Origin of the sequence: Rhodosalinus halophilus, assembly GCF_003298775.1 — a bacterium.
GTDB classification, from domain to species: Bacteria; Pseudomonadota; Alphaproteobacteria; order Rhodobacterales; family Rhodobacteraceae; genus Rhodosalinus; species Rhodosalinus halophilus.
In genome coordinates this window covers 65,011-82,999 of the sequence record NZ_QNTQ01000005.1, presented here as the reverse complement: position 1 = coordinate 82,999, position 17,989 = coordinate 65,011, and the positions used below count along the sequence as shown (strand labels likewise).

Here is a 17,989-nt window from a genome sequence, read left to right as displayed (position 1 = left end):
GTCATCCCTCGTCGCCCGCGTGCGCTTGGTCCCCCTCGGACAGATCGGGACGGCGCGCGCGCGTCAGCCGCTCCGCCTCGGCCCGGCGCCAGCGTGCGATCTCCGCGTGGTTGCCCGACAGCAGCACATCCGGGATGCGCCGGCCCATCCATTCCGCCGGGCGCGTGTACTGCGGATGCTCCAGAAGCCCGTCGGAAAAGCTCTCTTCCTCCAGCGAGGCGGCGTTGCCGAGCACGCCGGGCAGGAGCCGCACGGTCGCGTCGAGCATGGCCTGCGCGGCGATCTCTCCGCCCGTCAGCACGAAATCGCCCAGCGAGACTTCCTCGATGCCGTAGTGATCGAGCGCGCGCTGGTCGATGCCCTCGAAGCGTCCGCAGATCAGCGTGACACCCGGCCGCGCGGCCCAGTCGCGCGCCAGCGCCTGATCGAAGCGTCGCCCCCGCGGGCTCGTCGCCACGAGCGGGACAGAGGGCGGCACGCCGGTGCGGACATGCTCGATCGCGCGGCCGAGCACGTCGGCGCGCAGCACCATGCCGGCGCCGCCACCCGCTGGCGTGTCGTCGACGTTGCGGTGACGCCCCTCGCCGAAGCGGCGCAGATCGGTGACCTGAAGCTGCCAGACGCGATCGCGCAGCGCTCGTCCCGTCAGGCTCTCGCCCAGCACGCCGGGAAAGGCCTGCGGCAGAAGGGTTATGACCTGCGCGGTCCAGACTCCCGCCAGCTCCGGCGCCTCGGGCATCAGCTCACGCGGCGCCGCGACGGCGCGAATGGACTTGCGGCTGTGCGAGCGGGAGGGCGCATCGGCGGGCATGGTGGCTCTCTAGCCGGTCAGCCCCGCATGGAAAAGCCCTGCTCAGGCGAGCGCGACGACCCCGAGCGCGAGCAGCAGCAGCATCACCAGCGCGATGACGACCAGGATCTTCGCGCCCGTGAGGGCGACCCCGGAAAGCCGGTCGAAGCCGAGAAGCGCCGCGATGGCGGCGATCGCGAGCAGGATAAGGATCCATTCGAGCATGACGCGGGACTCCCGTTGGCCGGCCGCGACCGTTGCGACCGAAGCGGAAACGCGCCCGGCAGGCCCCTGTTCCACAGCACGACGGCCCCGCCGGTCTCAGCTTCGCTCCGCGTCCCCGGGGAGCAGGCCGTGCGGCGGGTCGGCCACGATCCGCCCGAGAGACAGATCGACTGTCGGCACCGCTTCGCGGGTGAAGGGGAGGAGGATCGTGCCCGATCGCCCGGAAGCATGGATCTCGAGCAGGTCGCCCGCGCCGTGGTCGTGCACCGCCTTCACCCGCCCGAGCGGCGCACCGCCCGTGTCGAAGACCTCGAGCCCGATGAGATCGGCATGATAGAATTCGTCTTCGGGCAGGCGCGGCAACACGTCGCGCGGGACATGCAGCGTCGTGCCCTTCAGCGCCTCCGCGGCCTCGCGCGTGGGCACGCCGGAAAGGCGCGCGGTCAGCGACCCCTTGGCGCGGCCGGTCAGCGTGACCTCGAAGCGGCGCGCGCCGTCTTCGGTGTAGAGCGGCCCGTAGGCGGCGATGTCCTCGGGGCGGGCGGTGAAGCTCTTGAGCCGGACCTCGCCCTGCACCCCGAAGGCGCCCGCGATCGCGCCGAGACAGACCATCGCGCTCATCGGCGCACCGCCAGCGCCGCGCCGCCGCATGGTGCGACGGGGCCGAAAAACCTCCTGTCAAAGATTTTTTTCCACCGCGCGCCGCGGCCGCGAATTTCCGTTCGAAAATTCGCGGCGCTCCGAGTCGGACGGCGGGACGGCATGAGGCCTCAGCCCTCGGCCGACTCTTCGGCGGGGGCGGAGGCCTCGGCCGCCTTGGCGGCGCGCGCTTCTGCGCGTTCCTGCGCCTTCGTTCCGGGCTGGCCCTTCTTGGGGTTGCTGCGCTCGGTCTTCTCGCGCACGCCTGCTGCTTCCAGCATCCGTGCGACCCGGTCCGTCGGCTGCGCGCCGAGGCCGAGCCAGTACTGCACGCGCTCGACGTTCATGTGCACGCGGTCCTCACGATCCTTCGGCAGCAGCGGGTTGTAGGTTCCCAGCTTCTCGATGAAGCGGCCGTCGCGGGGCATCCGCGAGTCGGCGGCAACGATGCGGTAGAAGGGGCGCTTCTTCGAGCCGCCGCGGGCGAGTCTGATCTTGATGGCCATGGTCGTTCTCCTTTGCGTCGTGGTCGGGGCGCGGGCCGCCAATGCCCGGTCCCTCAGGCCTGATGCCGTTCGTGATGCTTGATGACTTCCCGGATGATGAAGTTCAGGAAAGCCTTGGCGAATTCGGGGTCGAGGTCGGCGGCATGCGCCAGATCCTCGAGCCGCGCGATCTGTTCCGCCTCGCGGGCGGGGTCGGAGGGCGGCAGGTCGTGCTCGGCCTTGAGCCGGCCCACCGCCTGGGTGTGCTTGAACCGCTCGCCCAGCGTGTAGACGAGGATCGCGTCCAGCCGGTCGATCGACTCGCGATGCTCCCTGAGCAGCTCCGCGGCGCGGGCGGCGGTGTCGGTCATGCGGTGGCCTCTTCTCTCTGCCCGAAGATCGGGCCACGGAACGACTGCAACTCGAGTTCGATGGCGTCGGCGGTCTGGCTGTTGCGCAGCTTCTCGGGGGAAGGGTGACGATAGACGACGTCGTGGCCGTCCACGCTGGCCGCCTCGGGGTCGCGGGTGCAGCCGAGACGCTCCGCCAGCCGGATCGAGTCGTAGTTCTTCGGGTCGAGGTAGCTGACCGCGCCGGGCCAGCCCATCTCTTGGTAGAAGTGGGTGCGCGCGGCGTGGGTGGCCTCGAGCGCGATGCCGCGCCCGGCCACCTCGGGCCAGATCACCCAGGCGATCTCGCGTTCGGGCCACTTCGCCGGCTGCCAGCCGCCGGCCATGCCGCAGGTCGCGCCGGTCTCGCGGTCGTGGATCATCCACATGCCGAAGCCGCGGATCTGCCAGTGGCCGATCTCGGCGGCGTAGAGCATCCACGCCTCGTAGTCGTTGAGCGGCCCGCCCATGAAGCGCGCGCGGTAGGAGGTGAAGGTCGCCTTGAACTTCGGGTAGTCCTCGGGTCGCGGCGCGGAGAGGATCAGCCGGCGCGTCTCGATCACGGGGATGTCGGTCATGCGTAGGCCTCCATCCCGCCGTCGGCGTCGAGCTCGGCGGGGCCGGGATGCCGATAGAGCATGTCCTCGCCCAGGGTGACGTTCCGGTAGGTGCGCTCGTAGCGCGCGCCGAGCCGCTCGGCCAGCGCGACGGAGCGCGCGTTGCCGGGCAGGATGTTCGACGTGAGTGTGGTGAAGCCGAGCGCCTCGTAGGCCCAGGCCCGCGCGCGCAGCGCCGCCTCGTAGGCGATGCCGCGGCCCTCGAAGGGGGCGAAGACGAGCCAGCCGAGCTCGGGCTCCGGCCAGCCCTCGGGGTTCCAGATCCCGCAGAGGCCGGCGGGCCGGGCGCGGTCGGTCATCTCGATCGTGAAGTAGCCGTAGCCGTGGATGTGCCAGTGGCCGATGTTGCTGGCGAACCAGCGCCAGGCGTCGGGGCGCGTCTCGGCGCCGCCGAAGCCCCAGGCGCGCTCGGGATCGGCGAAGAACTCCGCCAGCGGCTCGAAGTCGCGCATCTCGGGGCCGCGCAGCCTGAGCCGCGCGGCCTCCAGCACGGGGGCGGGCGTCAGGCTCATGCCGCCCCCCTGTCCGGCGTGGCGCCGGGCAGCCTATCGGCGCGCGCGACGGTCACTTCTTGCGCCCGAAGCCCGAGAGGCCCGGAGGCAGCTGCATGCCGCCCTTGCCGCCGAGGCCGCCCATCTGCTGCGCGGCCTGCTGCAGCGCCTTCTCGTCCATGCCCGCGCCGGGGGCGCCGCCCTTGCCCCCGCCCATCATGCCGAGCGCCTGCTTGAGCGCGTTGCGCCCGCCCTTCTTGCCGAGCTTCTTCATCATGTCCGACATCTGCCGGTGCTGTTTCAGGAGCTTGTTGAGCTCGCTCACCTCCAGCCCCGCGCCGGCGGCGATGCGCTTCTTGCGGCTGGCCTGCAGGATCTGCGGGTTGGCGCGCTCCTTCTTGGTCATGGAGTTGATGAGGGCGATCTGGCGCTTGAGCACGGTGTCGTCCATGCCGGCCTCGGCCATCTGGCCCTTCATCTTGCCCATGCCGGGCATCATGCCCATCAGCCCCTCCATGCCGCCCATCTTGAGCATCTGCTCGAGCTGGGACTTGAGGTCGTTCATGTTGAACTGACCCTTCTGGAGGCGCTTGAGCATGCGCTCGGCCTGTTCGGCCTCGAGCGTTTCCTGCGCCTTCTCGACCAGCGCAACGATGTCGCCCATCCCGAGGATGCGGCCCGCGATGCGCTCGGGGTCGAATTCCTCGAGCGCGTCGACCTTCTCGCCGGTGCCGACGAAGCGGATGGGCTTGCCGGTGACCGCGCGCATCGAGAGCGCCGCGCCGCCGCGCCCGTCGCCGTCCATCCGGGTGAGCACGACGCCCGAGACGCCGATCTTGTCGTCGAACTCCTCGGCCACCTCGACGGCGACCTGGCCGGTCAGGCCGTCCACGACCAGCAGCGTCTCGCGCGGCTGGACCACGTCGCGCACGTCGGCGGCCTGCTGGATGAGCTCCTGATCGATGTGCAGCCGCCCGGCGGTGTCGAGGAAATAGACGTCGTAGCCGCCGAGGCTCGCCTGCGTCTTGGCGCGCTTCGCGATCTGCACCGGCGTCTCGCCCTTCACGATGGGCAGCGTGTCGACGCCCACCTGCTGGCCGAGGATCTGAAGCTGCTCCATCGCGGCGGGGCGGTTCACGTCGAGCGAGGCCATCAGCACGCGCTTGCCTTCGCGGTCCTTGAGCCGCTTGGCGATCTTGGCGGTGGTCGTGGTCTTGCCCGACCCCTGCAGGCCCACCATCAGGATCGGCGCGGGCGGGCTGTCGATCTTGAGGTCGCCCGGGTCGCCTTCGCCCTTCAGCACCTCGACAAGCTCGTCGTGGACGATCTTGACCACCTGCTGGCCGGGGGTGACGGACTTCGTCACCGCCTGGCCGGTGGCCTTTTCCTGCACGTCCTTGACGAACTTGCGCGCCACGGGCAGCGAGACGTCGGCCTCCAGCAGCGCGACGCGCACCTCGCGCAGCGCGGCCTTCACGTCCTCCTCGCTGAGCGAGCCCTGCTTGGTCAGCCTCTCGAAGACGCCGGAGAGACGCTCGGACAGATTTTCGAACATGGCCCTCTGGCTCCTCCAGCGGTTGTCGTCATGCGCCCCGAAGATGGGAGGGCGCGGCGCAAATGCCAATCACCCCCGCGGGCGAAACCTCGCTGACGGGGGGCGATCCCGGAACACGGCCCGGGACCGGAAGGCACGGGCTCTTCCGGATGTCGGACCGGTCGTTAGGCGGCGTCGCGGCCGCTGTCAAGCCAGTCGTTGATCGCACGGGCGATGCGAAGATGCGCGCGGCTGCTGGAATAGGCGTCTGTCAGCGGCAGCCGCACCTCGCCGAAGATCAGCTCGACCCGGTGCGTGCTGGAGAGGGTGCCCTCGCTGTCGCGGCGGCGCATCCCCGCGACCTCGGCACCCGTCAGCTCCGCCAGCGGGTGATGCTCCTCGGTCATGTCGAAGATCGTGCGCTGGCGCCATGTCACCAGCCCCGAATTGCGGTCGAGGATCAGCTGCGTGCGCCGCACGAAGGCCCAGAGCGCGAAGGTGCCCGCGCCCGCGCCGAAGACGAAGAAGATCAGCCCGACGAAGAACACCGCCAGCATCGTGAGCAGGCCGATCCCCGCAAAGGTCAGGATGAAGGCGACGATGCCGATGGCGATGCCCCATGGCACATCTTCGATGACAAGCTGTTCCGGCGTGTCGCGCGCGATCTTCATGGGCGAATGGTTCCGGCGACGGGGGTGCGCGTCAAGCGGCTTGTCGCCGAGGCTGCGATACTTGTTGACCCCACGACAACCAACGGGTGTCATGGCCCGGCATGACGCCGCGCACGGCCGGGGAGGGGCGGACCGGGGCGGCGACGCGACAAGGGAGGAGACGTCATGCACCACCGACTGCGCTTCGGCATCTTTCTGGCGCCGTTCCACAAGCCCGGGATCAATCCCACGCTTGCCCTTCAGAACGACCTCGAGCTGATCCAGCACCTCGACCGGCTGGGCTATGACGAGGCCTGGGTGGGGGAGCATCACTCGGCCGGTTCCGAGATCATCGCCAGCCCAGAGATCTTCATCGGCGTCGCGGCCGAGCGGACGCGGCACATAAAGCTGGGGACCGGGGTCGTGAGCCTGAGCTATCACAACCCGCTGTGGGTGGCCGAGCGCATCGTGATGCTCGACCACCTGACGCGCGGCCGCGTGATGCTGGGCGTGGGTCCGGGCGCGCTGCCCACGGACGCCAAGATGATCGGGATCGAGCCCAGCCAGACGCGCCAGTATCTCGAGGACAGCCTCGGCGTGATCATGCACCTGCTGACCAGCGAGGAGCCGATCACCTTCAAGAATGATCGCTGGGACCTGCGCGAGGCGCGGCTGCACCTACGGCCGTATTCGAACCCGCTCTTCGACGTGGCGACGGCGGCCGTGGCCTCGCCCGCCGGCCCGCGGCTGGCCGGGCGGCACGGCACCGGCCTTTTGTCGATAGGCGCGACCACCGCGGCGGGTTTCGATGCGCTGGCGCTGCACTGGGACGTGATCGAGGCCGAGGCGAAGGCGCACGGCAAGACGGTGGACCGCTCCAAGTGGCGGCTGGTGGGCCTTGTCCACATCGCCGACACCATGGATCAGGCATACCGCGACGTGGAATACGGCATGGAACAGTGGTTCCACTACTTCCAGGCGGTCGCGGCCTTCCCGCAGATGGCGGTGCCGGGCAACAACGTGAAGGAGATGATCGAGTTCGTGAACGAAAGCGGCTTCGGTGCGATCGGCACGCCCGACATGGCGATCAAGCAGATCGAGCGGCTGCACGCCCAGTCGAACGGCGGCTTCGGGGCCTACCTGATGCTGGCGCACAACTGGGCCGATCCGCAGGCCACGCACAAGAGCTACGAGCTGATCGCGCGCCACGTGATGCCGCACTTCCAGGGCCACTTCCTGCCCACGATGGACAGCGCCGCGCGGGCCGAGAAGCTGCGCCCGGAACTGGCCGAGAAGCACGCCAAGGCGGTCGAGGACATGCAGGCGCGCTACGCGGCCGAGGTCGCGGACCGCGAGACGCAGGCCGAACCGGCGGAATAGCACGCGCCTTGGGCCGCCCCCTCCACGGGGCGGCCCTTGCGGAGGTTTGCGCGATCTGCTCTTGTCCCGATCGCTTCTGTTCGCCAGCGCACAGGTCGGCCATGGACAACTGGGACGAGATCCGCACCGCCTATCACGTCGCCCGCGCCGGCACCGTCAGCGGCGCGGCAGAGGCGTTGGGCGTCCACCACGCCACCGTGATCCGGCATGTCGACGCACTGGAGGCGCGGCTGGGCGTCAAGCTGTTCCAGCGCCACGCGCGCGGCTACACGCCCACGGAGGCGGGGCAGGACCTGCTGCGCGTGGCGCAGACCACGGACGACCAGTTCGCCCAGCTCGCGAGCCGTATCCGCGGCCGGGGCAACGACGTGTCGGGCGAGCTGACCGTCACCTCGCTCGCCATGTTCGCGCCGCTGCTGGCGCCCGTGCTCGCCGGCTTCCAGCGCGCGCATCGCCATGTGATCCTGCGTTACCTGACCGGTACGCGGCTCTTCCGCCTCGAATACGGCGAGGCACATGTCGCGGTGCGGGCGGGCCCGCCCCCGCAGGAGCCCGACAACGTCGTGCAGCCCTTCTTTCACCAGCGCGCAGGGCTCTACGCCGCGCGGGCCTACACGGAGGCGCACGGTTTGCCCGAGAGCCTCGATGCGCTCGACGGCCATCGCTTCGTCGGCCCCGACAGCGAAGAGCCGCGCGCGCCCACCGAGCGCTGGCTGCGCCAGACCGTGCCGGCCGAGCAGATCGTCTTCCGCAGCCCGGACCCGCGGGCACAGGAGGATGCGGTGCTGGCCGGCGCGGGCATCGGCTTTCTCGCGCCCTGGACGGCCGCGGCGCATCCCGACCTCGTCGAGGTGGCGGCCCCGCGCGAGGAGTGGGGCGCGCCGATCTGGCTGGTGACTCACGTGGACCTGCACCGCAGCTCCAAGGTGCAGGCGCTGCTCAAGGCGCTGAAGGACGCCGCCAGGGACTGGGACACGGCATGAGCGATGCCGCCCGCGGCCACCTGGCGATGCTGCTCTTCTCCGCGCTGGTCGCCGGCTCCTTCTCGCTGGGCGGGATGGTGGCGAACGAGATCGCACCGGCGGCGATCAACGCCGCGCGCTTCGCCATCGCCGCGGCGGTCATCGGCGCAGTGGTCGCGGCCACGGGGCGCTTCGACCGCCGCGCCCTGCAGGCGCCCTGGCGCTACCTCGTCCTTGGCGGACTCTTCGCGGCCTATTTCGTGCTGATGTTCGAGGGGCTGAAGACCGCGCCGCCGGTTGCGGCCTCGGCCGTCTTCACCCTGACCCCGGTCATGTCCGCGGGCATCGGCTGGCTGCTGCTGCGGCAGGTCACGACTCCGCGCATGGCCGCCGCGCTCGCCATCGGGGCGGCGGGCGCGCTCTGGGTGATCTTCCGCGCGGATCTTTCGGCCTTTCTCGCGCTCGAGGTGGGGCAGGGGGAGCTCATCTACTTCGTGGGCTGCGTGTCACACGCGATCTACACGCCGATGGTGCGCAGGCTGAACCGCGGCGAGCCCGCGGTGCTCTTCACCTTCGGGATGCTGCTGGCGGGCTGCGCGTTGCTGACCGCCTACGGCTGGTCCGACATCCGCGCCACCGACTGGGCGGCGTTGCGGCCGCTTGTCTGGGTGGCGCTGCTCTATCTCGCGCTCTTCGCGTCGGCCGCAACCTTCGTGCTGCTGCAATACGCGACGCTCAGGCTGCCCTCGGCCAAGGTCATGGCCTACACCTATCTCACGCCGTCATGGGTGCTGGTCTGGGAACTGGCGCTGGGCCACGGCGGCCCCCGGCCGCTGGTGCTGGCGGGGCTCGGGCTGACGGTTGTGGCGCTGCTGCTGCTGCTGAAGGACGAGGAGGCGGTGCGCGCGCCCGTGACGCGCTAGGCGCGTCGGCGCTGTCCTTGCGCGCGCCTCTACTCGGCGTCGTTGGCGGGCACGCCAAGCTCCCGCTCGAGGAACCGCTCGAAGGCGTCGAAGTCGAGACGGTCGAACTGGCCGAAACCCTGCATCCAGACGCTGGCGGCGCGCAGGGCGTCGGGCTCCAGCTTGCACCAAGTGACGCGGCCGCGGCGTTCGCGGCTGATCAGGCCGGCGCGGGCGAGGATCGACAGGTGCTTGGAGATCGCGGCGAGCGACATGTCGAAGGGTTCGGCCACATCCGTCACCGCCATGTCGTCCTCGAGCAGCATCGCGAGGATCGCCCGGCGGGTCGGATCGGCGAGCGCGGCGAAGACGGTGTCGAGGTCGTCGGACATCGCGGGCATAAGCCGTGGCGAAGGTGCCCGCGTCAAGCGGGGTGAGCGGGAAGCTCAACCGAAAGGTTGAACATGCCCGACCGCGTGGCGGTGGCCTCCTTGACGCGCGGTTCTCGGAAAAACGTTTTTACAACAGATGCTTGCGACGAATTCGGCATCGCTTGACTCGCGTCTCGCTGCGCCGTAGCAAAGCGCTCGACGATCCGCGAGGCGAAGGTGCCCGATCCCGAACATCAGCGGCGCATGGCCGAGTTCGAGAAGAGGCTTGAGGCTGCCAAGGCAGCGCAGGCGCCGAAGCCCCGCGGGGACGAGCACTATTCGCAGGCGCAGCTCGCCTGGCGGATGGTGATCGAGCTGGTGGCGGGGCTCGCCATCGGCTTCGGCATCGGCTATGGGCTCGATACCCTCTTCGGGACGATGCCCATCCTGCTGGTGACCTTCACGCTGCTCGGCTTCGCGGCCGGCATCAAGACGATGCTGCGCAGCGCGAAGGAGATCGAGCAGGCGAAACTGGCGGCCCGAGAGGGCGGCGACGAGGCGGACGAGAGGGACTAGGCCGTGGCGACGGATACCGGCGAGGGCAGCGGGCTCGTTTTCCACCCGATGGATCAGTTCATCGTGAAGCCGCTCTTCGGCGACGGCCCGGTGCACTGGTACACCATCACCAACGTCACGCTCTGGATGGCGCTGGGCGTGCTCGGCATCATCGCGCTGCTGGTCCTGGGCACCTCGCGTCGGGCGGTCGTGCCCTCGCGCAGCCAGTCGGTCGGCGAACTGGCATACGGCTTCATCTACAAGATGGTCGAGGACGTCGCGGGCAAGGACGGGCTGAAGTACTTTCCCTACATCATGACGCTGTTCATGTTCATCGTCTTCGCCAACTTCCTCGGCCTCATCCCCGGCAGCTACACCACCACGAGCCATATCGCCGTGACGGCGGTGCTCGCGCTCGCCGTCTTCCTCACCGTCACGGTCATCGGCTTCGTGAAGAACGGCGCTGCCTTTCTCGAGCTTTTCTGGGTGAAGGAGGCGCCGCTGCCGCTGCGGCCCGTTCTCGCCCTGATCGAGGTGATTTCCTACTTCGTCCGCCCGGTGAGCCACTCCATTCGTCTCGCCGGCAACATGATGGCCGGCCACGCAGTGCTCAAGGTCTTCGCGGGCTTCGCACAGGTGGCGGCGATCTCGCCCATCGCGATCCTCGCGGTGACGGCCATCTACGGGCTCGAGGTGCTGGTGGCCTTCATCCAGGCCTACGTCTTCACCATCCTCACCTGCGTCTACCTCAAGGACGCACTGCATCCGCATCACTGAGCGGCCGGCGCGGCGCGCCACCGCTCTTTCCGATCCGCTTCCAACCCACAAGGAGATCAGGACAATGGAAGGCGATATCGCAAACATGGGCCAGTTCATCGGCGCGGGCCTCGCCGCCATCGGTTCCGGCGCCGCCGCCATCGGTGTGGGCCATGTGGCCGGCAACTACCTCTCGGGGGCGCTGCGCAACCCCTCGGCCGCAGCCAGCCAGACCGCGACGCTCTTCATCGGCATCGCCTTCGCCGAGGCGCTCGGCATCTTCTCGTTCCTGGTCGCCCTGCTGCTGATGTTCGCCGTCTGAGGACGGTGGAGACGATCCTTGCGGGAGGGGCGCGCCCGGCCTGACCGGCGCGCGCCCCGCACACCGGCTCCGCCGCGGGCCGGAGCGACAGGACATCCACGGAGGCGCCGATGGCGACAGAGACCCCAGGCTCGGCTTCGACCTGCGTAGGCCCCGACGGCAGCGCGATCGGCTTGCCGCAGCTCTGCTTCGACTGGTTTCCGAACCAGATTTTCTGGCTCATCGTCACGCTGATCGTGATCTATTTCGTGCTGACGCGCGTTGCCCTGCCGCGGATCGCGGCGGTGCTCTCGGAGCGGGCCGGCACGATCAGCAACGACCTTGCAGCGGCCGAAGATCTGAAGGCCAAGGCCGCGGAAGCCGAGAAAGCCTATGAAAAGGCGCTTGCCGACGCCCGCGCCGAGGCGCAGAAGATCATCTCCGCCGCCAAGGCCGAGATGCAGGAAGAGGTCGATGCGGCGATGGCGCGCGCCGACTCGGAAATCGCCGAGAAGGTCGAGCAGTCGCAACAGGCCATCGCCGAGATCCGCGCCGGCGCGCTCGAGAGCATCCGAGAGGTTGCGCAGGACACGGCCGGCGCCGTGCTCGAGGTGATGGGCACCGAGGCCGAGCAGGCCGAGATCGAGCGGGCCGTCGCTGCCCGCATGGAGGGCTGAGAGATGCGGGCTGTGATCGCTGCGACGCTGGCGCTGGCGATGGCCACGCCGGCCCAGGCGGCCAAGGGGCCGTTCTTTTCGCTGGGCAATACCGACTTCGTTGTCCTGCTGGGCTTTCTCGTGTTCATCGGCATCCTGGTCTATTTCAGGGTGCCGTCCAAGGTGGCCGAGATGCTCGACCGCCGCGCCGAGGGCATCCGCTCCGAACTGGACGAGGCGCGCGCCATCCGGGAAGAGGCGCAGAGCCTGCTGGCCTCCTACGAGCGCAAGACGCGTGAAGCCAGGGAGCAGGCGGATCGCATCGTGCAGCACGCCAAGGAAGAGGCGCGCCTGTCGGCCGAGCAGTCCAAGGCCGACCTCGAGGAGTCCATCACGCGCCGCATGAAGGCGGCGGAGGACCGCATCGCGCAGGCCGAAGCTGCCGCGGTGCGCGAGGTGCGCGAGCGTGCCGCCGAGGTGGCGGTCGCCGCCGCACGGGATGTGATTGCGAAGCACATGACGGATCAGCGCAACGACGCGCTGGTGGACGACGCCATCGCGCAGGTGGAAAAGCACCTGCACTGACGCGGGATCAACGCGGTTCTGGACAGGCCCCGGCGGCGTCGCCGGGGCCCTTTCGTGTGCGCCTCAGGTGAACGCCGCGACGAGCCACGGGGCGAGGAGCGCGGTCAGCATCGCGTTGAGCCCCATGCCGAGCCCGGAGAACGCCCCCGCCGTCGGATCCACCTGAAAGGCGCGGGCGGTGCCGATCCCGTGCGCGGCGACGCCCGCGGCGAAGCCCCGCGCGCGCCAGTCGCGGATGCGAAGTGCGTTCATCAGCGGCGTCACCGTCACCGCGCCGATGATCCCCGTCAGGATCACCAGCGCCGCCGTCAGCGTCGGCAGCCCGCCGAGGCTTTCCGCGATGCCGATGGCGACCGGCGCGGTCGCGGACTTCGGCGCGAGCGAGAGGAGCGTCGCCCCTTCCACACCAAGAGCGCGGGCGATCAGCAGGGCCGAGAGGATCGCCGTGACCGAGCCCGCCGCGAGCGCGCCGAGCATCGGGATCACCAGCCCCCGCAGCCGCGGCAGCGCGGCGTGGAGCGGCACCGCCAGCGCCACCGTCGCCGGGCCGAGCATGAAGTGGACGAACTGCGCGCCCTCGAAGTAGTCGGCGTAGGGCGTGCCCGTCGCCTCCAGCAGCCCCGCAAGCAGGAGCATCGCGATCAGCACCGGGTTGGCGAGCGGCGCCCGCCCCGTCGCGCGCGAGATCCCGTCGCCCGCCAGATAGGCCAGCAGCGTCACCGTCAGCCAGAGGAGCGGCTCGCGCGCGAGATAGCTCCAGATGTCGATGACCTCGGGGCTCATGGCTTCGCCCCGATGAGCCGGCGAAGCCCGACGAAGACGCCGGCCGTGACGGCGAGCGTGGCGACGGTGCTGCCCAGGAGCGCGACGAGGAGCGCGGGGCCTTCGCTTCCCAGCCGGTCGAGGTGTGCCACCACGCCCACGCCCGCCGGCACGAACAGCAGCGATAGATGCGCGAGAAGCCCGTTCGCAACGGGCGCCACGCGCGGCACAAATGCGGGGCGCAGCGCCAATGTCCCGAGAAGGAGTGCGAGGCCCAGAACCGGCCCCGGCACCGGTGCGTCGAGCGCGCGCGTCGTGGCCTCTCCGATCAGCTGACAGACCAGCAGAATGGCGATGTTGACGATCATGCCTGTTCCTCCTTGTCGGCGCATGATGCGATCACCTGCGCGCAAAAGAAAAGGAGCGCGCCCTGCGGGGCGTGCCCGTTTCTTGTCGGGCGGGGGAAACCGGTCGGGCGCACGCGGCCGACGGCAAATCTTCACGCAGGCGTCACGCGCACGTTACCTCGTGCCTGTTCCACGAAGCTCGTCTTCAGGAAAGAGGAGGTTCGCCCATGCCTGTTTCGTTCACGCGTCGCCAGATGCTCGCCGGCACAGCCGGCCTCGCCGCCGCGACGGCGCTTTCGCCCCTCCTCGTCACCCGGGCGAACGCGACCCCGGGGCCGGGCGAGCTTCGCATGGTGGCTGCTCCCGCGAACCCGGCGGGCGGCGCGCAGCGCGTCTTTCTGCTCGAGGGCGACCCGCTCGGCGGCCCGATCACCACGATCGTCGCCGAGGACGGTGCGCCCGTCCTCGAGAAGCGCCTCGAAGACGGCGAGCGGCGCGTGCTGCGGCTGATGCATTTCAACGACATGCACAACCACATGACGGACATGCACGCCAGCCGGGGCGACACGCATCGCATGGCACAGATGGTCAAGCTGGTAAGAGAGGCGAAAGCCGCGGCGCGGCCGAACGAGACGGTCCTGTTCCTGTCCGGCGGCGACGACCACACCGGCTCGATCTTCGACGAGCTGATGGGCTGGTCGGAAGAGGAGTTCGTCGTGGACACGGGCTACGCCGCCGCCTCCGCCGCGGGGGTGGACGTGGCCGTGCTCGGCAATCACGAGTTCGACCGCGGCGCGGCGCAGCTCAAGCTCGGCATCGACCGCAACGCGGAATTCCCCGTTCTCTCGGCCAACGTCCATGGTTCGGCGCATCTCGCGCGCGACCGCGACTATGCGCCCGCCGCGGTGATCGAGGCGGACGGGCTGCGCGTCGGGGTCATCGGGCTGACGACGGCGGTCGATACGCGGGTCGGCATGGAGAGCGACCCGAGCATGGCGGTGGCGAGCCCCGTCGAGGCGGCACGCAACCTTTACAAGGCGGTCGAGGCCGTCTCGGACGTGGTGGTGATCCTGTCGCACTGCGGCTACGGCAAGGACATGCACCGCTCGGGCAAGGCCGGGGCATTGCGCGAGATCGGCGAGGGCGACTTCGCCATCGCCGAAGCGATCGGCCCGCTCTCGGAAAAGCCGGTGGTCATCGTCGGCGGCCATTCTCACACCGAGCTCAACGCCGACGGCATGGATCCGGACAACATGGTCTCGGGCGTGCTGCTCACGCAGGCGAAGGCGAACGGTGCCTTTCTCGGCGACATCTCGATGTCGCTCGCCGCGGGGCAGGGGCGCGAGGCGTGGTTCAGCAATGTCGCCCTGCACACGATCAAGCGCCGCGACGACCGCGTGTCGGAGGGTGAGGACGGCTACGACGATCTCGAGCACGATGACGACTACGACGCCGCCTTCGAGGCCGAGGTCATGGCCCCGATGATCGCGGCGCTCGACACGAAGCTCGCCGAGATCATCGGTGAGGTGGCCGAGGATGCGCCGATCTCGACCGAGGAGACGCTGGCCACGCGCTATACGGGCGAGACGGCGATCGCCAATTTCATGAACGACACTCTGGTGAAGCGGTCCGAGACCTTCCCGGGCGGGCGCGTGGACTTCGCCCTCTTCAACGCGACCGGGCTCGCCAAGGGTGTCAATGCCGGGCCGCTCAGCTTTCGCGAGTGGTTCGACGTGATGCCCTACGCCGACCAGGTGGAGATCGCCACCATGACCGGGGCGCAGATCCGGGACATGCTGACCTCGAATGCGAGGCGTCTCCTGCGCCCCGAAGAGGTGGAGGGCACCGACCTTTCCGCCTTCGTCTCGCGCGGGATGCTGCATTTCTCGTCCGGCATCCGCTACACTGCAGTGCTAGGCGCCTCGGCGGCCGAGGCCCGGGCCACCGACATCATGCTGAACGGCCGGCCCGTCGAGGAGGTGCTGGACAAAGAGTTCACGATGGCCTTCAACACCTACATCATGCTGGGCGGCTTCTCCGAGGCCTGGAACGACAAGCCGATCGGCGGCGGCGTGCCTGGCGAGGTGCCGGGCTACGACGTGCGGGGTCTGCCGTTCGACAACACCGGGCTCGTCTATCGCAACGAACTGATCGCGGCCATCCGAGAGATGGGCACGGTGACCCGAGCTGCTGGCGCCGATCTGGACGGGCGGTTCCAGGTGGTCGCCTGAGCCGCAGGCCCAGGCGAATTAAGAAGGGCGCGCCATGCAGCGCGCCCTTCTTTCGTCGGATTGTGTCTGCCGGTCACTCGGCCGGCACTGCCGCCGCTTCGGTGCGGGTGAAGTGCTGGCGGTTCAGCCGAAGGACCAGCGCGATCGCAACCGCCTGGAAGGCCAGCGCTACGGCCGTCAGACCCCAGTAGGCGAGCGAGAACTTGTCCACCACGGCAGCGCCGACGAGGCCCTTGTTGATGAAGAAGTGCCCCATCACCGAGAGCGCCACCGCAGGGCAGACCAGCGCGTAGGAGCCGGGCGAGGTCTTCTGACCCAACACGAAGTCGTCGAAGTAGCGCTGACGCAGCAGCACCAGCATGCCGAGGCCGAGGAAGACGAACTGCACGGTCAGGATACGCGCAAGCATGACGAGCGATTCGCCGGGGTTGCCGTTCGCATCGAAGGTGGTGTGCAGGCCGTGCTCCTGGCGCAGCAGCATGATGCCGAGGACGGTCATGATGGGCACGACGACCATCAGGGTCGGGCCGGCCTCGCGCGCGGTGCCGTAGTGCAGCATCGAGTTGAAGGCGGTGACCGCCGCGATCACGGCGTAGACCGCCGCCGTGACGCCGAAGAAGGTCGAGAGCACGAGGCTGGTGCCCACCGTCACGGGCGTGCCACTCATCGCGGCGGGCGCGGCGAAGCCTACGGCCACCATCGACAGCGCGAAGGCCGGCAGGAGCTGCGCGAAGGAGTTGTGCGCGGTGACGTCGAAGACGCCGCCCTCGCTTAGCACCCGGCCCAGGAAGTCCGCGATCAGCCGGAACGCCAGCACGCCGATCAGCAGGAAGGCCACCATCGCGGCCGGGAAGAGGTATTCCACGATGCTCCACAGCTGCGGCACGAACACGAGCCCGACGATGAAGCCCACGTTCACCGTCATCGCGAGGGCGAGCGGCATGGCGAGCAGGGTCGACTCGGCGTTGGACTTGCGCAGCGCCTCATAGGCCTCCGTGCGCTTGAAGGCCGCGTAGGCGCGCAGGTTACAGATCAGCGACTTCACGTTGAGAAAGGCGAATACAGCGATCCCGACCACCGCGACGGCGATCGCGGCCTGCATGCCGAGGCCACCGGCGGCGAAGGCGGCCGCGATGTCCTCGAACACCGGCACCGGCTGGCCCGGATGCGGCACCCAGAACATGAGATACATGAAGAAGGTGACAGCCACGCCGCCCGCGCCGAGCGAGGCGAGGAAGTAGAGCGGCGAGTATCTGTCGGCGGGTTTGGTGAGAAGGTCCGTCATCGGTCACGTCCTTTCGTATTCCGACTTTGGAATGTTTATATACATGCCAAGATCGGAATGTAAAGCCTCTTCTTGCATCAACCCCTCGCTAACGGATCGTTAACCTTGCGGTGGGAGGCTCGGCCTTGATGTGGAACAAGGCAGGCATGACCGCGGTCGCGCTTCTGGTGGCCGCCTGCGACACCGGCGGGCGCGGCTACCAGGGGCTGCCGCCCCTCCGGGCAGAGGCCCTGGGGCACAGCTTCGATATCCGACAGCGTGGCGACGAGGCGGAAGCGGTGCGGCGCAACGCGGCATGGCTGCCCCGATTCGGCGAGGTGGCGCGCGCGGCCGAGGCCGCGATCGAACAGGCCACTGGCTGTGACGTCCAACGTATTACAGGGGATCCGTCGGTCCTGCGCGCCGATCTCGACTGCCCCGGCTGATCAGGTCAGCGGCTTTGCCATGAACACGCTCGAACTGTTCTCGGTGTAGTCGCCGAAGGGGCCGCAGCGGGCGAAGCCCTCCGATTCGTAGAGCGCGATCGCCTCGGCCAGCTGGTCGCCGGTCTCGAGCTTCAGGCATGGCAGATCGAGATGCCGCGCCTCGAGCTCGAGCCGCGCGAGCACCCGCCGCGCCACCCCGCGCCCGCGGGCGAAGGGGGCCGTGAACATCGCCTTCACCTCGCCGTAGCCCTGCCGCTGCGCGAGCGCGCCGCAGCCCAGCGTCGTGTCGTATTCGCGGGCGACGAAGAAGCGCACGTCAGGGCCGCGCAGCGCCTCCGGCGAAAGATAGAAATTCTCCTCCGGCGGAAACATGTCCTGCATCATCGCCTGGGCCTGATCGATCAGGGCGCGGTTTTCCGGCTCCCGCGGATCGCCCGGCTCGACGATGATGCCCATGCCGCTCCTCCCTGCACGCTGGATCGCCTCTCATGTTGCCCGTCATGGGAAGGCCGTCAAGCCGGCGGTGCCCCGGCATCCGGCATTGCGATATCTTGTGGAAAACACTTCAAACAGGCCCCACATCCTGCGCTCATTGATTGACAGAGGCGCGCGCGCCGCTCACTCTGGCGACATCCGCGGAATCGAGGAACG

General features: G+C 69.1%; 24 protein-coding genes. 10 read left to right on the top strand and 14 right to left on the bottom strand.

Annotated elements, in window-relative coordinates:
* Nucleotide 1: 1 nt before the first annotated feature.
* The 9 genes from trmD to DRV85_RS05550 all read right to left on the bottom strand — a co-directional run bounded on the left by trmD (nucleotide 2) and on the right by DRV85_RS05550 (nucleotide 5,841).
* Nucleotides 2-811 carry a tRNA (guanosine(37)-N1)-methyltransferase TrmD gene (trmD, locus tag DRV85_RS05590; protein ID WP_113288464.1) on the bottom strand — a complete coding sequence of 270 codons (810 nt, stop codon included), beginning with the start codon at nucleotides 809-811 and terminating at the stop codon, nucleotides 2-4.
* 42 nt (nucleotides 812-853) lie between these two features.
* A complete protein-coding gene (locus tag DRV85_RS05585; RefSeq protein WP_113288463.1) occupies nucleotides 854-1,015 on the bottom strand; it encodes a DUF1328 family protein in 162 nt (53 codons plus the stop codon).
* Nucleotides 1,016-1,111: 96 nt separating this feature from the next.
* Complete coding sequence (gene rimM, locus DRV85_RS05580) at nucleotides 1,112-1,636, bottom strand: ribosome maturation factor RimM (RefSeq protein WP_113288655.1); 525 nt, start codon at nucleotides 1,634-1,636, stop codon at nucleotides 1,112-1,114.
* A gap of 149 nt (nucleotides 1,637-1,785) precedes the next feature.
* Complete coding sequence (rpsP, locus tag DRV85_RS05575) at nucleotides 1,786-2,160, bottom strand: 30S ribosomal protein S16 (RefSeq protein WP_113288462.1); 375 nt, start codon at nucleotides 2,158-2,160, stop codon at nucleotides 1,786-1,788.
* A gap of 53 nt (nucleotides 2,161-2,213) precedes the next feature.
* Nucleotides 2,214-2,510 carry a chorismate mutase gene (locus DRV85_RS05570; RefSeq protein WP_113288461.1) on the bottom strand — a complete coding sequence of 99 codons (297 nt, stop codon included), beginning with the start codon at nucleotides 2,508-2,510 and terminating at the stop codon, nucleotides 2,214-2,216.
* Complete coding sequence (locus DRV85_RS05565) at nucleotides 2,507-3,106, bottom strand: GNAT family N-acetyltransferase (protein WP_113288460.1); 600 nt, start codon at nucleotides 3,104-3,106, stop codon at nucleotides 2,507-2,509. The genes DRV85_RS05570 and DRV85_RS05565 overlap by 4 nt, the downstream gene beginning before the upstream one ends.
* Nucleotides 3,103-3,657 (bottom strand): GNAT family N-acetyltransferase, encoded by a 555-nt coding sequence (locus tag DRV85_RS05560; RefSeq protein ID WP_113288459.1) that lies wholly within the window; start codon nucleotides 3,655-3,657, stop codon nucleotides 3,103-3,105. The genes DRV85_RS05565 and DRV85_RS05560 overlap by 4 nt, the downstream gene beginning before the upstream one ends.
* Nucleotides 3,658-3,709: 52 nt before the next feature.
* Nucleotides 3,710-5,191, bottom strand: coding sequence for a signal recognition particle protein (gene ffh / locus DRV85_RS05555; RefSeq protein WP_113288458.1), 1,482 nt, complete (start codon nucleotides 5,189-5,191; stop codon nucleotides 3,710-3,712).
* A 164-nt stretch (nucleotides 5,192-5,355) separates the two neighbouring features.
* The gene (locus DRV85_RS05550) at nucleotides 5,356-5,841 is read right to left on the bottom strand and encodes a hypothetical protein (RefSeq protein ID WP_113288457.1); all 486 of its coding nucleotides are present in this window, start codon (nucleotides 5,839-5,841) and stop codon (nucleotides 5,356-5,358) included.
* 165 nt (nucleotides 5,842-6,006) lie between these two features.
* On the opposite strand from DRV85_RS05550, the gene DRV85_RS05545 reads away from it, so the two are divergent.
* From DRV85_RS05545 to DRV85_RS05535, 3 genes are all read left to right on the top strand, one after another.
* The gene (locus DRV85_RS05545; RefSeq protein WP_113288456.1) at nucleotides 6,007-7,200 is read left to right on the top strand and encodes an LLM class flavin-dependent oxidoreductase; all 1,194 of its coding nucleotides are present in this window, start codon (nucleotides 6,007-6,009) and stop codon (nucleotides 7,198-7,200) included.
* Nucleotides 7,201-7,301: 101 nt separating this feature from the next.
* Nucleotides 7,302-8,183: a LysR family transcriptional regulator gene (locus DRV85_RS05540; protein ID WP_113288455.1), complete on the top strand. Its 882-nt coding sequence runs from the start codon at nucleotides 7,302-7,304 to the stop codon at nucleotides 8,181-8,183.
* Complete coding sequence (locus tag DRV85_RS05535; protein WP_113288454.1) at nucleotides 8,180-9,085, top strand: DMT family transporter; 906 nt, start codon at nucleotides 8,180-8,182, stop codon at nucleotides 9,083-9,085. Before DRV85_RS05540 ends, DRV85_RS05535 begins: the two co-directional genes overlap by 4 nt.
* 29 nt (nucleotides 9,086-9,114) lie before the next feature.
* On the opposite strand, the gene DRV85_RS05530 is transcribed toward DRV85_RS05535, so the two are convergent.
* Entirely contained in the window at nucleotides 9,115-9,456 is a 342-nt protein-coding gene (locus DRV85_RS05530) for an ArsR/SmtB family transcription factor (protein WP_113288654.1), read from the bottom strand.
* Nucleotides 9,457-9,672: 216 nt separating this feature from the next.
* On the opposite strand from DRV85_RS05530, the gene DRV85_RS05525 reads away from it, so the two are divergent.
* The 5 genes from DRV85_RS05525 (at nucleotide 9,673) to DRV85_RS05505 (ending at nucleotide 12,288) form a co-directional block, all read left to right on the top strand.
* On the top strand, nucleotides 9,673-10,011 hold the full coding sequence (locus tag DRV85_RS05525; RefSeq protein ID WP_113288453.1) for an AtpZ/AtpI family protein: 339 nt from the start codon (nucleotides 9,673-9,675) through the stop codon (nucleotides 10,009-10,011).
* Nucleotides 10,012-10,059: 48 nt separating this feature from the next.
* A complete protein-coding gene (locus DRV85_RS05520; RefSeq protein WP_113288653.1) occupies nucleotides 10,060-10,767 on the top strand; it encodes a F0F1 ATP synthase subunit A in 708 nt (235 codons plus the stop codon).
* 64 nt (nucleotides 10,768-10,831) lie between these two features.
* A complete protein-coding gene (locus tag DRV85_RS05515) occupies nucleotides 10,832-11,068 on the top strand; it encodes a F0F1 ATP synthase subunit C (RefSeq protein ID WP_113288452.1) in 237 nt (78 codons plus the stop codon).
* 110 nt (nucleotides 11,069-11,178) lie between these two features.
* Nucleotides 11,179-11,724, top strand: coding sequence for a F0F1 ATP synthase subunit B' (locus DRV85_RS05510; RefSeq protein ID WP_113288451.1), 546 nt, complete (start codon nucleotides 11,179-11,181; stop codon nucleotides 11,722-11,724).
* 3 nt (nucleotides 11,725-11,727) lie between these two features.
* Nucleotides 11,728-12,288 (top strand): F0F1 ATP synthase subunit B, encoded by a 561-nt coding sequence (locus tag DRV85_RS05505; RefSeq protein ID WP_113288450.1) that lies wholly within the window; start codon nucleotides 11,728-11,730, stop codon nucleotides 12,286-12,288.
* 63 nt (nucleotides 12,289-12,351) lie between these two features.
* Here DRV85_RS05505 and DRV85_RS05500 read toward each other — a convergent pair whose 3' ends face one another.
* Together DRV85_RS05500 and DRV85_RS05495 are read right to left on the bottom strand one after the other, a co-directional pair.
* A complete protein-coding gene (locus DRV85_RS05500) occupies nucleotides 12,352-13,071 on the bottom strand; it encodes an LrgB family protein (protein ID WP_113288449.1) in 720 nt (239 codons plus the stop codon).
* Nucleotides 13,068-13,418, bottom strand: coding sequence for a CidA/LrgA family protein (locus tag DRV85_RS05495; protein WP_113288448.1), 351 nt, complete (start codon nucleotides 13,416-13,418; stop codon nucleotides 13,068-13,070). Before DRV85_RS05495 ends, DRV85_RS05500 begins: the two co-directional genes overlap by 4 nt.
* 206 nt (nucleotides 13,419-13,624) lie before the next feature.
* Here DRV85_RS05495 and DRV85_RS05490 point away from each other — a divergent pair, with 206 nt between their 5' ends.
* Nucleotides 13,625-15,628: a bifunctional metallophosphatase/5'-nucleotidase gene (locus tag DRV85_RS05490; RefSeq protein WP_113288447.1), complete on the top strand. Its 2,004-nt coding sequence runs from the start codon at nucleotides 13,625-13,627 to the stop codon at nucleotides 15,626-15,628.
* A 73-nt stretch (nucleotides 15,629-15,701) separates the two neighbouring features.
* Here the strand turns inward: DRV85_RS05490 and DRV85_RS05485 are convergent, their stop codons facing one another.
* On the bottom strand, nucleotides 15,702-16,913 hold the full coding sequence (locus tag DRV85_RS05485; protein WP_113288446.1) for a TsoY family (seleno)protein: 1,212 nt from the start codon (nucleotides 16,911-16,913) through the stop codon (nucleotides 15,702-15,704).
* A gap of 128 nt (nucleotides 16,914-17,041) precedes the next feature.
* Between DRV85_RS05485 and DRV85_RS05480 the strand changes: the two genes are divergently transcribed.
* Complete coding sequence (locus DRV85_RS05480) at nucleotides 17,042-17,338, top strand: hypothetical protein (RefSeq protein WP_113288445.1); 297 nt, start codon at nucleotides 17,042-17,044, stop codon at nucleotides 17,336-17,338.
* Here DRV85_RS05480 and DRV85_RS05475 read toward each other — a convergent pair whose 3' ends face one another.
* Nucleotides 17,339-17,794, bottom strand: a complete 456-nt coding sequence (locus DRV85_RS05475) for a GNAT family N-acetyltransferase (RefSeq protein ID WP_113288444.1) — start codon at nucleotides 17,792-17,794, stop codon at nucleotides 17,339-17,341.
* Nucleotides 17,795-17,989 lie beyond the last annotated feature (195 nt).

Bases quoted from the DNA above. Each gene is read 5' to 3' on its own strand.
- DRV85_RS05565 (WP_113288460.1), bottom strand. From the start codon at position 3,106: ATGACCGACATCCCCGTGATCGAGACGCGCCGGCTGATCCTCTCCGCG.
- DRV85_RS05475 (WP_113288444.1), bottom strand. From the start codon at position 17,794: ATGGGCATCATCGTCGAGCCGGGCGATCCGCGGGAGCCGGAAAACCGC.
- DRV85_RS05550 (WP_113288457.1), bottom strand. From the start codon at position 5,841: ATGAAGATCGCGCGCGACACGCCGGAACAGCTTGTCATCGAAGATGTG.
- DRV85_RS05585 (WP_113288463.1), bottom strand. From the start codon at position 1,015: ATGCTCGAATGGATCCTTATCCTGCTCGCGATCGCCGCCATCGCGGCG.
- DRV85_RS05495 (WP_113288448.1), bottom strand. From the start codon at position 13,418: ATGATCGTCAACATCGCCATTCTGCTGGTCTGTCAGCTGATCGGAGAG.
- DRV85_RS05505 (WP_113288450.1), top strand. From the start codon at position 11,728: ATGCGGGCTGTGATCGCTGCGACGCTGGCGCTGGCGATGGCCACGCCG.
- trmD (WP_113288464.1), bottom strand. From the start codon at position 811: ATGCCCGCCGATGCGCCCTCCCGCTCGCACAGCCGCAAGTCCATTCGC.
- DRV85_RS05560 (WP_113288459.1), bottom strand. From the start codon at position 3,657: ATGAGCCTGACGCCCGCCCCCGTGCTGGAGGCCGCGCGGCTCAGGCTG.
- ffh (WP_113288458.1), bottom strand. From the start codon at position 5,191: ATGTTCGAAAATCTGTCCGAGCGTCTCTCCGGCGTCTTCGAGAGGCTG.
- DRV85_RS05570 (WP_113288461.1), bottom strand. From the start codon at position 2,510: ATGACCGACACCGCCGCCCGCGCCGCGGAGCTGCTCAGGGAGCATCGC.
- DRV85_RS05535 (WP_113288454.1), top strand. From the start codon at position 8,180: ATGAGCGATGCCGCCCGCGGCCACCTGGCGATGCTGCTCTTCTCCGCG.
- DRV85_RS05480 (WP_113288445.1), top strand. From the start codon at position 17,042: ATGTGGAACAAGGCAGGCATGACCGCGGTCGCGCTTCTGGTGGCCGCC.
- rimM (WP_113288655.1), bottom strand. From the start codon at position 1,636: ATGAGCGCGATGGTCTGTCTCGGCGCGATCGCGGGCGCCTTCGGGGTG.
- DRV85_RS05515 (WP_113288452.1), top strand. From the start codon at position 10,832: ATGGAAGGCGATATCGCAAACATGGGCCAGTTCATCGGCGCGGGCCTC.
- DRV85_RS05490 (WP_113288447.1), top strand. From the start codon at position 13,625: ATGCCTGTTTCGTTCACGCGTCGCCAGATGCTCGCCGGCACAGCCGGC.
- DRV85_RS05520 (WP_113288653.1), top strand. From the start codon at position 10,060: ATGGATCAGTTCATCGTGAAGCCGCTCTTCGGCGACGGCCCGGTGCAC.
- rpsP (WP_113288462.1), bottom strand. From the start codon at position 2,160: ATGGCCATCAAGATCAGACTCGCCCGCGGCGGCTCGAAGAAGCGCCCC.
- DRV85_RS05545 (WP_113288456.1), top strand. From the start codon at position 6,007: ATGCACCACCGACTGCGCTTCGGCATCTTTCTGGCGCCGTTCCACAAG.
- DRV85_RS05485 (WP_113288446.1), bottom strand. From the start codon at position 16,913: ATGACGGACCTTCTCACCAAACCCGCCGACAGATACTCGCCGCTCTAC.
- DRV85_RS05540 (WP_113288455.1), top strand. From the start codon at position 7,302: ATGGACAACTGGGACGAGATCCGCACCGCCTATCACGTCGCCCGCGCC.
- DRV85_RS05510 (WP_113288451.1), top strand. From the start codon at position 11,179: ATGGCGACAGAGACCCCAGGCTCGGCTTCGACCTGCGTAGGCCCCGAC.
- DRV85_RS05500 (WP_113288449.1), bottom strand. From the start codon at position 13,071: ATGAGCCCCGAGGTCATCGACATCTGGAGCTATCTCGCGCGCGAGCCG.
- DRV85_RS05530 (WP_113288654.1), bottom strand. From the start codon at position 9,456: ATGTCCGACGACCTCGACACCGTCTTCGCCGCGCTCGCCGATCCGACC.